Annotated in this window: 14 protein-coding genes; 5 read left to right on the top strand and 9 right to left on the bottom strand. The window is 66.5% G+C overall.

Annotation, left to right across the window (positions count from 1 at the left end; genetic code table 11):
• Nucleotides 1-237: 237 nt before the first annotated feature.
• Nucleotides 238-1,242: a hypothetical protein gene (locus NFL01S_RS02965; RefSeq protein WP_157116180.1), complete on the bottom strand. Its 1,005-nt coding sequence runs from the start codon at nt 1,240-1,242 to the stop codon at nt 238-240.
• 64 nt (nt 1,243-1,306) lie between these two features.
• On the bottom strand, nt 1,307-1,522 hold the full coding sequence (locus tag NFL01S_RS02960; protein WP_062971084.1) for a hypothetical protein: 216 nt from the start codon (nt 1,520-1,522) through the stop codon (nt 1,307-1,309).
• Between the two features lie 152 nt (nt 1,523-1,674).
• Between NFL01S_RS02960 and NFL01S_RS02955 the strand changes: the two genes are divergently transcribed.
• On the top strand, nt 1,675-2,880 hold the full coding sequence (locus tag NFL01S_RS02955) for an alpha/beta hydrolase (protein WP_062971082.1): 1,206 nt from the start codon (nt 1,675-1,677) through the stop codon (nt 2,878-2,880).
• Nucleotides 2,881-2,923: 43 nt separating this feature from the next.
• On the opposite strand, the gene NFL01S_RS02950 is transcribed toward NFL01S_RS02955, so the two are convergent.
• From NFL01S_RS02950 to NFL01S_RS02940, 3 genes are all read right to left on the bottom strand, one after another.
• The gene (locus NFL01S_RS02950; protein WP_062971081.1) at nt 2,924-4,498 is read right to left on the bottom strand and encodes a DHA2 family efflux MFS transporter permease subunit; all 1,575 of its coding nucleotides are present in this window, start codon (nt 4,496-4,498) and stop codon (nt 2,924-2,926) included.
• Nucleotides 4,495-4,977, bottom strand: coding sequence for a MarR family winged helix-turn-helix transcriptional regulator (locus NFL01S_RS02945; RefSeq protein ID WP_062971079.1), 483 nt, complete (start codon nt 4,975-4,977; stop codon nt 4,495-4,497). Before NFL01S_RS02945 ends, NFL01S_RS02950 begins: the two co-directional genes overlap by 4 nt.
• Before the next feature lie 154 nt (nt 4,978-5,131).
• Nucleotides 5,132-6,061: an alpha/beta fold hydrolase gene (locus tag NFL01S_RS02940; protein WP_062971077.1), complete on the bottom strand. Its 930-nt coding sequence runs from the start codon at nt 6,059-6,061 to the stop codon at nt 5,132-5,134.
• Nucleotides 6,062-6,268: 207 nt separating this feature from the next.
• Between NFL01S_RS02940 and NFL01S_RS02935 the strand changes: the two genes are divergently transcribed.
• Nucleotides 6,269-6,595 carry a histone-like nucleoid-structuring protein Lsr2 gene (locus NFL01S_RS02935; RefSeq protein WP_033246173.1) on the top strand — a complete coding sequence of 109 codons (327 nt, stop codon included), beginning with the start codon at nt 6,269-6,271 and terminating at the stop codon, nt 6,593-6,595.
• Nucleotides 6,596-6,836: 241 nt separating this feature from the next.
• On the opposite strand, the gene NFL01S_RS02925 is transcribed toward NFL01S_RS02935, so the two are convergent.
• From NFL01S_RS02925 to NFL01S_RS02915, 3 genes are all read right to left on the bottom strand, one after another.
• Nucleotides 6,837-7,679, bottom strand: coding sequence for an SAM-dependent methyltransferase (locus NFL01S_RS02925; protein WP_062971073.1), 843 nt, complete (start codon nt 7,677-7,679; stop codon nt 6,837-6,839).
• 244 nt (nt 7,680-7,923) lie between these two features.
• The gene (locus NFL01S_RS02920; protein WP_245670483.1) at nt 7,924-8,826 is read right to left on the bottom strand and encodes an SAM-dependent methyltransferase; all 903 of its coding nucleotides are present in this window, start codon (nt 8,824-8,826) and stop codon (nt 7,924-7,926) included.
• Nucleotides 8,827-8,875: 49 nt separating this feature from the next.
• Entirely contained in the window at nt 8,876-9,331 is a 456-nt protein-coding gene (locus NFL01S_RS02915; protein WP_051157555.1) for a hypothetical protein, read from the bottom strand.
• A gap of 692 nt (nt 9,332-10,023) precedes the next feature.
• Between NFL01S_RS02915 and NFL01S_RS02910 the strand changes: the two genes are divergently transcribed.
• The 3 genes from NFL01S_RS02910 to NFL01S_RS02900 all read left to right on the top strand — a co-directional run bounded on the left by NFL01S_RS02910 (nt 10,024) and on the right by NFL01S_RS02900 (nt 13,126).
• Entirely contained in the window at nt 10,024-10,917 is an 894-nt protein-coding gene (locus tag NFL01S_RS02910; protein WP_062971388.1) for a Sco1979 family transcriptional regulator, read from the top strand.
• A gap of 301 nt (nt 10,918-11,218) precedes the next feature.
• Entirely contained in the window at nt 11,219-12,577 is a 1,359-nt protein-coding gene (locus tag NFL01S_RS02905) for a M20/M25/M40 family metallo-hydrolase (RefSeq protein ID WP_084492345.1), read from the top strand.
• A 21-nt stretch (nt 12,578-12,598) separates the two neighbouring features.
• Complete coding sequence (locus tag NFL01S_RS02900; protein WP_062971069.1) at nt 12,599-13,126, top strand: YbhB/YbcL family Raf kinase inhibitor-like protein; 528 nt, start codon at nt 12,599-12,601, stop codon at nt 13,124-13,126.
• Nucleotides 13,127-13,190: 64 nt separating this feature from the next.
• Here the strand turns inward: NFL01S_RS02900 and NFL01S_RS02895 are convergent, their stop codons facing one another.
• The gene (locus NFL01S_RS02895) at nt 13,191-15,020 is read right to left on the bottom strand and encodes an AMP-dependent synthetase/ligase (RefSeq protein WP_062971067.1); all 1,830 of its coding nucleotides are present in this window, start codon (nt 15,018-15,020) and stop codon (nt 13,191-13,193) included.
• Nucleotides 15,021-15,110 lie beyond the last annotated feature (90 nt).

The raw sequence follows: 15,110 nt of genomic DNA, 5'->3' as shown, positions 1-15,110 counted from the left end.
AACATATGCCTCGCGATCGCTCGAGTCGACAGGGCCGCTGACAGGTATTTCGGAACCGTGCCTGTGCCGCAACTGATCCGGCACGCGCGCGACACTACACGGCCAGGCCGAGCGCAGCACGGCGTACGACAGCGGCCGCCGGCGCGCCGTGAGCGGGAGGCTCTGCGCAGGTCCGCGCAGAACGTTGGATGCTCGGAGGCTGGAGCGCGGCCGATCGTTGTCCGATGGCGGGGCGCCCTACTGGTTCGAGGTCTCGGTCCCGGACTCGCGTGGACCGCTGTTGTCCGATGTATCGGCAGCTGTCGGTGAGTCTGCGCCTGCGGGCCGGTCCGGCCGGGGAGTTGCCGCGGAGTCCGGGGCGGCGTCGGGCGGGGAGATGTGACTCCCAGTAGTGCGCCTCGCCGTCGTGGCCCGGGTTATGCTCACCCGCAAGGGAATCCAGGTCGACCCCGACGTGCTGCGCGGCAGGGCGGCGATCGCGACCACCGCCGAACTCACGGCGAGGACGACCGCGACGATGGCGGCGGTGGTGAAAGTACCCGAAGCCACGTATTCGACCTGATTCAGGCCGGCCACCGGTTTGGTGCCGTCGTTGAATGCCCAGTTGATCCAGGAACCGACCTGGCCGCCGAGATCCCAGCGGCGGTTCGTCATGGCCTTCAGGTTCTTCTGCCGGATCGCCAGATACAGCACAGACATCACCACGAACGCTGCCGACACTGCGGACGCGCCGGTGGCGATCCGCGCGAACTTCGGTGAATCGGTGACGATGTATACGGCCACCGCGGCGACAGTCACCGCGATTGCGGTGCTGGCGAGCAACGCCCACCAGCCGGTGAGGTTGGCAGTGGGCTGCGGCCCCTGGGACGACCACACCGACAGGTAACGGGTGCTCGAATCGATCTTGCCGAACGGAGTGGCCGCGGCGGTCCCATCCGGCCCCTGCGCGATAATCCAGTGCTGGAACATCAGGACGAAAGTGATGATCGCGCCACCGGCCGCGAAGATGTAGCCCCATTTCCCGATGAGGCGCGGAGCTGTGCGAAGCTCCCCGGCGCGATCACGCGCACCCCGCAGTACGACAGAAGCGGCCGCTCGCCGTTCGCCCCAGCGTCGGGCCCGGGCCTCGGCGCGATGTGCGTCCGCCGTGCTCCCTTGGGCCGCAGTGGACGCGGCGCGCACCGCACCGGCCGGTTCGTCCCCGTGCCCAGTGCTCGCGCCCCATGGGGTCGGTTTGGTCACCACCCCAGTCTATTTCTGCGTTCACCACTGGGAACTCGGACGACGCAGTAGTCGGTGGGGCGGCTTACGTCGTCAGGCAGCCTCCGATCGGGGTCGCACGACCGTTGGCCACCAAGTTTACGACCGTATCGCGTAACACGGATTGGACCAGTACTGCGCGATCGTGCAGTGCCGGTTCGGATTCGGCGAGATCGACGAGTTCGTTGACGACATGACACAGTGCCAGCAAGCACCGCACCATTTCCTGCCGCTCGGTCGCCGGTATGACTTCTGCATCCACGAAGATGTCATCGCCCCGGGCTCGGTAGTCGTTTCGCGACTCGGCGGATCACCGGCCGGCGATTGTCGCCGCGCGGCACCGGATCACCGGGGCGCGTATACCTTCGGTAGCGTCCACATCACTGTCGATCTACCCCGCCGGGAGGTAAAACGGTGTACGCAGGCCGGGTACTGCTGACGCTGCTGGCCGCTGTGCTCACGGTGCCGGTCGCCGCCTGCGGTTCTTCCGACGATGGGCAGGTCACCGCTCCGGCGAACCGCGGGGAGCTCGTATCGGTGACCCCGATGCCCGCGATGGCCGGCCCGGAAACCAGCGCCTATCTCGACAAGTGGAAATTCCCCCTGCCGCAGGCAGGCGGTGTCCGCCGGTACAGCGTCGAATACCGGACCGTCGCCGCCGACGGCGCCCCTGTCGTCGCCAGCGGATTGGTTGTAGTGCCCGAGACCGAGAATCCGCGCCTGCGCGTGGTGTCCTACGCACACGGCACGATCGTGCGCCGGGACGAGGCACCGACCGAGGAAGGAGAAACCGACCGCGCCCGGGCGACCCTGTTCGCCGCCGCCGGCTATCTCGCCGTGGCCCCGGACTACCTCGGACTGGGCACCGGCCCAGGGCCGCATCCCTACGCACACGCGCCGTCGGAGGGAACGGCGTCCGCAGACCTGCTGCTCGCGGCCCGCGAACTGCTCGACCGGCAGGGCCGCGAGGTTCACCCCGAGGTCCTGGTCACCGGGTTCTCCCAGGGCGGGCAGGCCGCACTCGCCCTCGCCCGGGATCTGCGCGAAGGCGAGGTGGACGGTTTCGGTCTCCGTGCGGCGGCCGCGGTGAGTGGGCCGTACGCCGTCCAGGAGGTTCAGGCGCCGGCGGCCTTGGACGGTCGGGTGGAACCGCGCCAGGCGGTGGTCTACCTCGCCTACTGGATCACCGCGATGAACCGTATCTATCACCTGTACGACCACCCCGGCGAAGCATTCCGGCAACCGTACGCGCAGCGCGTCGAGGAACTCTTCGACGGCCGCCACGATCTGCTGAGGATCGGGGCGGGCCTCCCGCGGACACCGCAGGAGCTGCTCACCCCGGAATTCCTGGCCCTGGCCCGGAACCCCGTCGGCGCCGCCCTTCGTGCCATGAGCGACAGCGATGCGGTCTGCGACTGGCGGTCCGGCGTTCCGGTCCGGTTGTACGCCGCCCCGGGCGACCGCAGTGTGCCGTTCGAGAATTCGCAGCGCTGTATGAAATCCGAACTCGGCGCCGATGCCGAGCTGATCGAACTCGGTGATCTCGACCACGGTGGCACCGTCCGCGCAGCGCTCCCGCAGATCCTCGAATGGTTCCGGAATACGGCACCGCCCGCCTGAACCGGCTGGTTCGGGCGGGCGGCGCACCGGGGTATCGGCGGGGCTAGTGCATCAGTACCGGTGCCGGAGCGTTCTCGCCGGTCTTCGGCACCGAACTCGCCTTACGCGGCAGCAACAGCGAGAAGATGACGGTCACCACGCAGAGTACGAAGGCGACCCAGAAGCTGGTCGCGTAGGCATCCGCCATCTCGCCGAGCATGACGGCCTCGAACTTGTCACCGAGGCTCGCCAGGTACTGCAACACCGAAGGATCCGGCTGTGCACCGGTCTTCTGCGCCTCCATCATCGCCTGACCGGCCGAGACGGCCTCCGAGCTCTGCATCCGGTTGGTAAGCACCACCGAGATCACCGCGACACCCACCGAGCTGGCGATCTGCTGGACGATATTGAGCAGCGTGGATCCGCGCGCCACCTGTGCCTCTTTCAGCGTCCGCAGCGCGGCGGTCATCAGCGGCATCATCGTCAGACCCATACCGAGGCCCATGACGAACAGCACGCTGAGGACGTAGAAGTAGGAACTGTCGGAGCCGATCTGGGTCAGGCCGAACATGGTCGTGGTGAGAATCGCCAGGCCGACCGGGACGACCCGGCCCACCGGCACCTTGTCCACCAGCATGCCCGCGATCGGCATGGTGAGCAGCGATCCGAGGCCCTGCGGTGCCACCAGCAGGCCCGCCATGAGGGCGCTCTCACCGCGCACCTGCTGGAAGTAGGTCGGGATCAGCAGCAGTCCGCCGAAGAAGGACGCCGAGAACAGGAACATGGTGATCGTGGCGACCGTCAGATCGCGGTTCTGGAACAGCCGCAGATCCAGCAGCGGATTCTTCGGTTTGAACGAGTAGACGATGAATGCGGCCACGAGCGCCCCACCGACGAGCATGGTCGCCCACACCTTCGGTGTGTTGACGGTGCCTTCCTCCGGGATGGAGGAGATGCCGTACAGGAACAGCGCCAGGCCCGGCGACAGCATCAGCATGCCCACGAAATCGAACTTCTCGGTGGGCTGAGCCTCGTCCTTGGGCAGGGCGAACCAGGCGTAGACGATGGCGATCGCCCCGAGCGGCAGATTGATCAGGAAGATCCAGTGCCAGGACGCGTCCTCGATCAGCCAGCCTCCGAGGATCGGGCCGAGGATCGGCCCCAGCAGCATCGGCACACCGAGGATGGCCATCAAGCGGCCCATCCGCTCGGGGCCGGCGGCTTTGGTCATGATGGTCATGCCGAGCGGCATGAGCATGCCGCCGCCGAGGCCCTGGATCACCCGGAAGCCGATGAGCGCGCCGATGTTCCAGGACAGCGCGCACAGCACCGATCCGGCGGTGAACAGCAGCAGCGCCATCATGTAGAGCCGTTTGGTACCGAAGCGGTCGGCCGCCCAGCCGGTCAGCGGGATCACGGTGGCCAGTGCGAGGGTGTATGCCGTGACCGTCCACGCGACCGTCGAGTAGTTGGCGACGCCGAATTCGGACTGGAACGTCGGCATGGCGACGTTCACCACCGTGATGTCCAGAATGGCCATGATGGACCCGAGAACGACGACACCGGCCAGTTTCAGCACCGATGCGTCGATCTTCTCCGGGGCCCCCGCGGCGGGCGCGGGGGCTGGACTTGCGTTCACGAATTCTCTCCTGAAGATGCTGGGGGGCACGCCACGACGTTGTGTATGGCCCCGGATTCGAGGACAGCGGTGAGGACCCGGCAGAGGTCGGCGCGCAGTGGGTCCGGCAGTCCGTCCACCACCCGGTCGATCGTCGCGCGGTGGACGGCGATCTGGTCCCAGGCGAGCTGACGCCCGTCTTCGGTGGGACCGACCAGTTTCACCCGCCGGTCGGTCGGGCTTTCCTCCCGGGTGAGCAGACCCAGGCGCACCAGCCGGTCGACATTGCGGCCGGCCGCGGTCATCGACAGGCCGAGCTCGCCTGCGATGATGTGGATCGGTTGCGGCTCGCTGCGCCGGACGACGCTGAAAAGTACGCGCGCCTGGGCCAGGGTCAGATCCAGCTCGGCGAGCCGGTCCACCCCCTCCCACCGTCCTGGATCGCAGACCGCGAGCACGAAGTGCTCGATCAGTGTGCCTGTTTCCGCCTCACTTGCCACCGCGCGATGATATGGGGGCCCGTAATAGTTGCGGAAGCGGGATTATTGCGTCTGTGATGGGAAACATAGCCGGGCCCGGTTCGCATGACGGGCGGTGCGTCCCGGGAGGTACCGGCCGGACGGCCCCGGTGAGGAAGCCGACCACCGGAAGTGATCAGCTCCGCGGCACGGAGCCGTCGGCGAGGAAATCGCCGATCAGTCCGGCAATGGACCCGGGCTGCTCCAGGTGCAGGAAATGCCCCGCCCCCGCAACCATCTCGACGGCCCCGCCCGCCGGGGCCAGGACATCGGCGACACCGGCCGTGAACGCCGGATGCAACGTCGTATCCGCCGAACCGTGCAGATACAGCATCGGCACCCGAGGCGCCTGATCCCAGAACCGGTGTGGTCCGGCGTACGGCTCGGGAACCTTCGCGGTCAACCGCGCGAACGCCCGATAGTAGGACAGCGCCGCGGTCCGGTGAGCGCCCACGGGTAAGGCATCGAGCGCATGCGCGATATCGTCCGCCGCGGGGTAGCCCGGGGACCAGTCCTGCCACAGCCGGGGGACCAGTCGGTCGAGTGCGCGTTCGGCGATACCGGGCAGCTGGTTGAACAGGATGTACCAGCTGTACCGCAGCTGGCGCAGATACGCACCGGCCGACCGGTATGCCGCCCGCCGAGGCCGCATACCGGGCACCGGCGGCACGGCGAGCGAGACCACCTTCCGGAACGGGCAATCGGGATCGGCGGCAATCGTACCGGCGGTCAACGCTCCCCAGTCGTGACCTATCAGCACGGCATCGTCCGGAGCCCCGAACGCGCGGTGGATCGCGAGTGCGTCGTAGGCGAGCGCGCCGAGATGGTAGACCCCGTCGGCCGGGACCGCTGTCGGGGCGTATCCCCGGGTGAAAGGTGCGATCACGCGGAAGCCGCGGTCGGCGAGCGCGGGGCCGAGGTGGCGCCAGGTCCAGGCACTGTCGGGGAAGCCGTGCAGGCACAGCGCGAGCCGCCCGTCCGGCGCACCCCAGGCGAGAGCGGTCATCGCCAGGTGGGGGAGTCCGAACTCCAGGGTCTCGGGTTCGTCCCCGCGGTGTGTGTTCATCCGGCCGATCCTCTCTGGTCTGCCCGTCACGGTAGCCCGCCGGCTCGTATTCCGCCCCGGCGTCGGGGCATTCGTCCTTGGCGGTATGCTCACATCCCCCGGGAGAGGTGGCGGTGCCGGTGTTGCGGGCAGGCCCGGATTTCGCGCGGCCGCGGGGTTGTTGATGTCATAGGTGGCAATGTATTCGGGGATCGGAGGAGTAGGCCCATGGCGCGCAAGGTCGTCATCAGCTTGATCGATGACCTCGACGGCGAATCACCCGCAGCCGAAACGGTGGTGTTCGCACTCGAGGGAGTGACGTACGAGATCGACCTGACCGAAGCCAACGCGGGGGAATTGCGCGCAGTCTTCGGAAAATGGACCCCGTTCGCCCGCAAGGCCGGACGGGCCGGGCGGACCAAACGGGAACGGCCGGGCCGGTCGGCCTCGGCGAGGGTGGTCCGGGAATGGGCCCAGCGCAACGGTCACGAGGTATCGGCACGTGGCCGGATCCCGGCCGGCGTGCTTGCCGCATTCCATGCCTTGAACGGCTGAGCTGCGGGGCCGGGAACGGCCGAGCGGACGGCGTTTCGATCCCGGTCGTGTTGTACGGCCGGGCTCTCTTCGTCTCGTCTTCCGGCACCAGCGGCATCGACCGGGTGCGCGAGGCGGACAGTCTTTCCCGAACGATCGGAATACGGAACACAGACCCGGCCGAGGTAGGGCCGGCTGACGGAATCTCGCGCGGCGACGTGGGAAGGAAGACGGCCGCCGCGACGATCGGCGCGGCGGCGTCTCAGGGTTTGTAGGCGATACCGCCGACCATGACCTTCTCTTCCGGGAACCGCTCACGCAGCGGCGGACCTGCGGGCCACCAATCGTCGAGCTGAACGAGCCCCGGTGCGACGAGTTCGAGACCGCCGAAGTACTCCAGGATCTCCTCACTGGTGCGGTACCACCCCGAGCCCAGTCCCTTTTCGGTGAACCGCCGTTCGAGCTCGCGGGCCAATGCGTGCAGTTCCGGATCCTGTGGACCGGGATCGTAGAAGTGACTGATCGCGAGGTAGGAACCCGCGGGAAGTAGTTCGACGTACTTGCGCATCATGCTCACCGGATCGAACTGCTCGTCGATATGGTGCAGCAAACCGCACAGGATGAGCCCGAGGGGCCGGTCCATATCCAGGTATTTGGTGATATCGGATGCGGCCAGCAGCGTGCCCTCCTCGAGGAGGTCCGCGGAGACGAAATGGGTGTTCTCGTTCTGTTCGAGCAGGACCCGGCCGTGCGCATTGCACACGGGATCGTTGTCCACATAGACCACTTGAGCTTCGGGAATGAGTTGCTGGGCGATCTCGTGCGTATTGGCGACCGTGGGCAGGCCGGCGCCGATGTCGAGGAACTGGTCGATTCCCGAGGTTCCGGCGAGATACCGGACCACGCGATGCAGCCAGCGGCGATTCATGATGGACACATCGCCCTGGCGCGGCGCCACCTCCAGGATCTGCTGGTAGGCCGACCGGTCGACGTCGTAGTTGTCCTTACCGCCGAGGCTGTAATCGTAGACACGGGCGATACTGGCGCGGGTGGTATCCACCCCGACGGGTTCGCGGGGGCGGATCCGGGAGACCGGCTCGGCCATATCGACCTCTCTCTGCACGAAAATGACAAGCGAACGAAGTGTGAGTCGGATCACTCAGCGTAGAATGTTGCCGGGAGTTGAGCAATATCGTGATCACCGTGCGCGGCAACATACTTCGCGTTGTAGCGCGGCGCGCCTGAGTGTTGTGTATGTGTCGTTTGCCCGGATGGGGCGGAAAGCGCTGTTGCGTAACTCGATTCGAGATACCCGCGACGCACCGTGCTCGGCCGCCCCCGGATCCCGGCTATCTGCCTCCGTCGATACTGTGCAGCCGCGTCGCGGCGGGGTCCGGTTTGTACCCGACCCCGCCGATCACGACCCGTTCCTCCGGCAGTCGCTGCCGGGTGGGCGGGCCCGACGGCCACCAGTCCTCGAGCTCGGTGAATCCGGGCGGGATGAGCTCCAGCCCCTCGAAGTATTCGAGCTGCTGTTCCCGGGTGCGGTACCACCCCGAGCCCAGACCCATTTCGGTGAACGCCCGCTCGAGTTGTTTGGCGAGTGCGTGGAGTTCAGGGTCCTCGTCGGCCGGATCCCAGAAGTTGGTGATCGCGACATACGATCCGGCCGGCAGCCGGGAGATGTATTCGCGCATCACTCCCGGCGGATCGAGTTCGTCGTCGAGGTGATGCAGCAGCCCGCACAGGATGATCGCCATCGGCCGGTCCGGATCCAGATACTGCAGAACGTTCTTGTTCTCCAGTAGCGTGCGCTTTTCGAGGACGTCGCCGGAGACGAAATGGGTGTTCTCGTTCTGCTCGAGCAGGACCCGGCCGTGTGCGTTGCACACCGGATCGTTGTCGACGTAGACGACCTTGGCTTCCGGATTCTCCTGCTGCGCGATCTGATGGGTGTTGCCCACGGTCGGCAGGCCGGCGCCGATATCGAGGAACTGGTCGATTCCGGCCGGTCCGGCCAGGTACCTGACGACCCGGTGCAGCCAGCGCCGGTTCATCCGGGAGACATCGCCCTGCCGCGGGGCGTATTCCAGGATCTGCTCGAAGGCCAGACGATCGACGTCGTAGTTGTCCTTACCGCCGAGGCTGTAATCGTAGACGCGGGCGATGCTGGGCCGGGTGGTATCCACCCCGACCGGTGCGCGAACCCCCGTCCGAGGAGCCGGTTCGGCCATGAAAACCTCTCTCTGCATTATCGATCCGACAGCGTGATGGTAAGGCCGTGCGGCAGCGGGTGTGCGCTCAGGCTCCGTTGCCGCGTTCGAGCACCTTGCCCGGCAGCCAGCCGCCACCCAGATGGGTGACCCGCCACCAGTCGATATCGATGACGACCGCGGTGACGGGAGCGGCGAAGAACGGTTCCACCTGCGGTTCCTTGCGCAGCAACGCCTGGAAGGTCTCGTCGCGTTCGCTGTCGTCGCGCAGGGTCACCGTGCCGAGGCCCTGGGCGAACGGATCGGCGATACCGCCCGGCACGACCTTCACCCCCACATTGGGATTGGCCCTGAGCTGATCCAGCGTGCGGCCGCGGTTCTCGAGGATCAGTGTGAGGCGGAACAGATCCTCGTCGAGGTTGGCGAAGAACGCGCTGGTGGCCCAGTTGACACCGTCTTTGGAGGTCGCGAGATCGATACTGGAATGAGTGAGGACCTCGGTCAGTTTCTTGCGGATCTCGATGGCGGTGACTTCGTCGGACATACGACCCTCCAGTTGTTCTCGGTGTACCAGGTGGTGATTCGTTCTCGAAATGCCGCGGGTTCACGGCGGATCCGGGCCCGGATGGTTGCGCGCGAGCTTAGCGGCCCGGCTCGCGGTAGAACAGCCCGGGGCATGCCGGGGACGCAACGAAAAGTGGTTGCTGCCCAAGGTGTTACGGGTGTCCGTCGAGTTGTCCGGGGGGTAGCCGGAGAGGAAGCCGACGGTAATGCCGGGCCGATGTGGCCGTCCCGGCGGTTGCGGCGTTTCCCTCCCGTATGCTCGCCGAGGAGGTAGCTGACCGGACCGGCCGGTCGGTTGTCGCGATTCGGGCGGCCAAGCGGTATGCTGGGGACGGCTTCCGCGGTACCCGCACCTGCTCCCGGTGCCCTCATCGATGTCATCTCCCCAGGTCCGCGCCGTTGTGAGGCCGGATCGTCGTGTCGTGAGGGAGTTTACGCAAACAACGCCGACAGCGCGCGCAAACGTGCGAGAAGCTACGGATATGCGGCGCTGTAGAATTCGAGCCGAGGGGCGCGACAGTGGGTTGCCGAGTGGATGCCAGGTCCGCCCGGTGTAGGCGCGTTACCGATATTCAGTGCCTACTTGAGAGTAGGATCGCCTGCCGACCGGTGCGGTTCATCGGCGGCGGGCGCCGTACGATGCAGCACAGCACGAACTGGCCAGAGGCGATCATGACTAACGAGCAGGACGATTCCGATCTCCCGGATAAGGCGGAAGCCGATCGCGGGCCTACCGTATTGCGTATATCGCTCGGTAGCCGGCTGCGGCAGCTGCGCGAAGCGTGCGGTATCAGCCGCGAGGACGCGGGTGAGCATATCCGCGGTTCGCACGCCAAGATCAGCCGCCTCGAATTGGGTCGCACCAGGTTCCGGGAACGCGATCTGCTGGATCTGCTGAAGCTCTACGGTGTCGACGATCCGGAGAAGCTTTCGGTCTATCTGGAGTTGATGAAGAAGGCCAACGACCCGGGCTGGTGGCAGCCGTTCAACGATCTGCTGCCGCCGTGGTTCGAAACCTATATCGGCCTCGAACAGGCTGCGACAACGATCCGCACCTATGAGGCACAGTTCGTCCCCGGTCTGCTGCAGACCGAAGCCTATGCGCGCTCGGTGATCAAACTGTTCAACGAGGAGGACACCGAACGCCGGGTGGGCGTGCGGATGCGCCGCCAGGAGATCCTCAGCCGCGCCTCGGCCCCGACATTGTGGGCGGTGGTGGACGAGAACGCGCTGCGCCGCCCGGTGGGTGGTTACGCAGTGCTGCGCGGCCAGATCGAACACCTGATCGCCGTGTCCGACCGGCCGAACGTGAAGATCCAGGTGCTGCCCTACGAGGTCGGAGGGCATCCCGCCGCGGGCGGTTCGTTCAGCATCCTGCGCTTCCCGGAGCCGGAGCTGCCGGATATGGTCTACATGGAGCAGCTCACCACCTCGCACTACCTCGAGAAGAAGCACGAGGTGGAGGTGTACATGACGGTGATGAACAAGCTCAGCGTGATCGCGCCCACGCCGGGGGAAAGCCGCGACCATCTGCGCCGGGTGCTCGGCGAACTGCCCGACAAGTAGGCGAGCATCCCGTTCGCCGGCCGGCATCGGCGGGGGAGTCGACCGGGTAGGGAGGCTCCGAAGGTATTCGGGCCGAGAGTTCGATAGAAATGCGTGCTCGGAAGCGACGCGGCCCGTGCGGAGGGGGGAAACGCCACCGAGTTCCTCGGCTTGGTGTAGGTGCATCGGAAAACAAAGAGCTACATAGATATGCGCACCTGACTATGCGCGCCACACTCTATCGCCCCGAGATGCCACCACGCGCAACGCACCACACAGCGCCGAAAAGAAGCAATGATGCGCTTGATGGTAGGAAGGGTGCGTGGCCGCGACAGGTGATAACTCTGGCTCCGCTCGATCCCGTGCCGTATCCGAGGTGGTGGATCTGGTCAGCTCGCTGATCCGTTTCGATACCTCGAATACCGGCGACCCGGCGACCACCAAGGGGGAACGCGAATGTGCCGAGTGGGTCGCCCGGCAATTGGAAGACGCCGGTTACACCACGGAGTACGTGGAATCCGGCCTGCCGGGCCGGGGTAACGTCTTCGCGCGGCTGCCGGGGGCCGATTCGAGCCGTGGCGCGTTGCTGCTGCACGGGCATCTCGATGTGGTGCCGGCCGAGGCGGCCGATTGGAGTGTGCACCCGTTCTCCGGGGCGGTACAGGACGGGTACGTCTGGGGCCGCGGCGCCGTCGATATGAAGGATATGGTCGGGATGATGCTGGCGGTGGCCCGCCAGTTCAAGATCGAGGGCACCGTGCCGCCCCGTGACCTGGTGTTCGCTTTCCTGGCCGACGAGGAGAACGGCGGCAAATGGGGGTCGCAGTGGCTGGTGCAGAACCGGCCCGAGCTCTTCGCCGGGATCACCGAGGCAGTGGGGGAGGTCGGCGGTTTCTCGCTGACCGTGCCCCGTCCCGACGGCGGTGAGCGGCGGCTCTATCTGGTGGAGACCGCGGAGAAGGGCCTGGGCTGGATGCGGTTGCGGGCAAAGGCCCGGGCCGGGCACGGGTCGTTCCTGCACGAGGAGAATGCGGTGACCATTCTGGCGGCGGCGGTGGCCCGGCTGGGGACACATACCTTCCCGCTCGTGCTGTCCGATTCCGTTGCCGAGTTCCTCGCCGCGGTATCGGAGGAGACCGGGCTCGCATTCGACCCGGGCAGTAAGGATATCGAGGGGACATTGGCGAAGCTGGGGTCGATCTCCCGGATCATCGGTGCCACCCTGCGCGATACGGCGAACCCGACCATGTTGAATGCCGGGTACAAGGCGAACGTGATTCCGCAGACCGCGGAGGCGGTGGTGGACTGCCGCGTGGTGCCCGGCCGGCTGGCCGAGTTCGAACGTGAAGTGGACGAGTTGATCGGCCCGGACGTAGAACGCGAATGGATCACCGAACTCGATTCCTATGAAACAACTTTCGACGGCCACCTCGTGGACGCGATGAACGATGCGATCCTGGCGCACGATCCGCACGGGCGTACGGTGCCGTACATGCTGTCCGGCGGTACCGATGCGAAGGCGTTCGCGGATCTGGGGATCCGGTGCTTCGGGTTCGCGCCGCTGCGGTTGCCGCCGGAACTGGATTTCGCGGCGCTGTTCCACGGCGTCGACGAACGGGTGCCGGTCGATGCGCTCGAATTCGGCACCGATGTCCTGGAACACTTTCTGTTGCACAGCTGATCCGATTCGAGAGAGGTTCCCATGACCTACAACCCCTATGACGCTCTGCCTTCGGTGCCGTCGTTCACCGTGACCTCCGCCGATGTGCCCGACGGCGCGCCGCTCGGCAACGACCAGGTCAGTGGTGTGTTCGGGGCCGGTGGTAAGGATGTGTCCCCGCAGCTCGGCTGGTCGGGATTCCCGGCGGAGACGAAGAGTTTCGCGGTGACGGTGTACGACCCGGACGCGCCGACCGCCTCCGGTTTCTGGCATTGGGCCGTGGCCGACATCCCCGCATCGGTCACCGAACTGCCGTCCGGCGCCGGTAGTGAGGGCGGCACACTGCCCGCGGGCGCGGTGATGCTGCGCAACGACGGCGGCTTCGCCGGATACGTCGGCGCGGCACCGCCGGCCGGGCACGGCCCGCACCGCTACTTCATCGTGGTGCACGCGGTGGATGTCGAATCGCTGGGCGTACCACCGGAAGCCACCCCGGCCTTCCTCGGGTTCAACCTGTTCTCGCATACGCTGGCGCGGGCCACACTGGTGGGTACCTACGAACAGAAGTGAATCGCGAACAACACTGTGGCCCCGGGAAATCCGGGGCCACAGTGCTGTCGGAGTACGGTTCGGTTCAGCCGCGTACGTCGATCACGGTGCCGGCTGCCTTTTCGGCATAGAGCGCGGTGATCTGCTCGGCGTATTTCTCGGCGATCGGCGCCCGTTTGAGCGACATCTTCGGGGTGAGTTCGTCGCCGCCGGGCTCCCAGACGGTATCGACGATGGTGAACCGTTTGATCTGTTCGACCCGGGACAGTTTCGCGTTTCCGGCCTGGATCGCGGCGCGGACGTCGTCGACGATGCGGGGGTGCCGGGCGAGGGTGGCGATATCGGCGTCGGTGGCGTCGATTTCCTTCGCGCGGAGGGCCGCCATATCGGGGTCGAGCACGATGAGCGCGGTGATATAGGGTTTGGCGTCGCCGAGCGCCACTGCCTGCCCGACGAGCGAAGAGGCGGCCTTGACGGCGTTCTCGATATTGCTCGGGGCGATATTCTTACCGCCTTCGTTGATGATGAGTTCTTTCTTGCGGTCGATGATCCGCAGATAGCCGTCGGTATCGAGAGTCCCGACATCGCCGGTGTGCAACCAGCCCTCGGCGTCGAGCGCCTCGGCGGTTTTCTCGGGCATGCCACGGTAACCGTGGGTGATGATCGCGCCGCGGACGAGTACTTCGCCGTCGTCGGCCAGCCGTAGTTCGAGTCCGTCGACGGCGCGGCCGACGGATCCCGGCCGGGGTTTGTCGAGTTCGGTGTAGGTGGCGACGCCGCTGGTTTCCGACATCCCCCATACCTCGGAGACGCAGAAACCGAGACCGAGGAAGAATTCGAGGGTTTCCGGTGGGATCGGGGCGGCCCCCGAGGAAGCGACACGGAGTTCCCCGAGGCCGAGTGCCGCTCGTACTTTGGACAGCAGCAGCTTCTCGGCGATGCGGTGCTGGATATTCAGCAGCAGTCCGCGACCGGTACCGGTCAGATCGGCCTTGGCGGCCGCGATACCGGTGGCGACTGCCCAGTCGGCAATGGCTTTCTTGGCTCCGGTTTCGGCGGCCAATTTGGCTTCGACACCGCCCTTGATCTTCTGCCAGACGCGGGGGACACCGAAGAAGACGGTCGGCTGTGCATCGGGGAGGGCGGCAGCGATCTCCCGGGGGTCGGGAACGGTGGTGATCTGGATGCCGGTGACGAGGTTGATTGCGTGGCCGGAAATCCGGTCCGCGACGTGGGCGGCGGGCAGATAGGACAGTGCGCGGTCCTCGATACCGACGTCGAGCGGGCCGCTGGTGAGGGCGAGAATCTGGGCCAGCACGTTGCTGTGGGTGAGTTCGACGCCCTTGGACGGCCCGGTGGTACCGGAGGTGTAGATGAGGGTGGCGAGATCACCGGGTTCCACGGCCTGCCAGGCGGCGTCGAAATCGAACTCGGGATCGGGGTTCGCCTCGAGGTCGGCGAGTGTGATGGCACCTTCGGCCGGTCCGCCGACGACGACGAGGTGGTCGATCGGTACGCCCGCGTCCCGGATGGTGCCGAGGAACTGGTGCTCGGTGACGACTATCTTGTTGCCGGCGTTGCCGAAGACATGCGCGATCTGCTCGGGCGAGCAGGTGTTGTAGACGGAGAACGGGGTGGCGCCCACATGCAGGGCGGCGGTGTCGAGGAGGTTGAACTCCGGCCGGTTGGTGAGCATGATGCCCACCGTGTCGCCGCGGGTGAGGCCGAGGGCGGACAGGCCCGCGGCGAGAACGCGGACGCGTTGCCCGTACTCCCGCCAGGTGATCTCCTGGGTGCCGCCGACGGTGCGCAAGGCGACCGCGTCGGGGCGGAGAGTGAGGGTCTGCTGGAAAGCTGCGGGCACTGTGCGGGCAGTGACGCCGGTGCGGTGGGTGTAGGCGATATCTGTGGTCATGGGTCCGTTCCCGAGGTGCTGGGGTTCCGGAACACTCGCCGTGGTTACCGCCGAGAGCCGTAGGGGCGGCCAGCGACCGGCGAGTGACGC

Origin of the sequence: Nocardia flavorosea NBRC 108225, assembly GCF_001613385.1 — a bacterium.
In the GTDB taxonomy this organism is placed as follows: Bacteria; Actinomycetota; Actinomycetes; order Mycobacteriales; family Mycobacteriaceae; genus Nocardia; species Nocardia flavorosea.
This window is presented reverse-complemented; position numbering and strand designations above follow the sequence as displayed.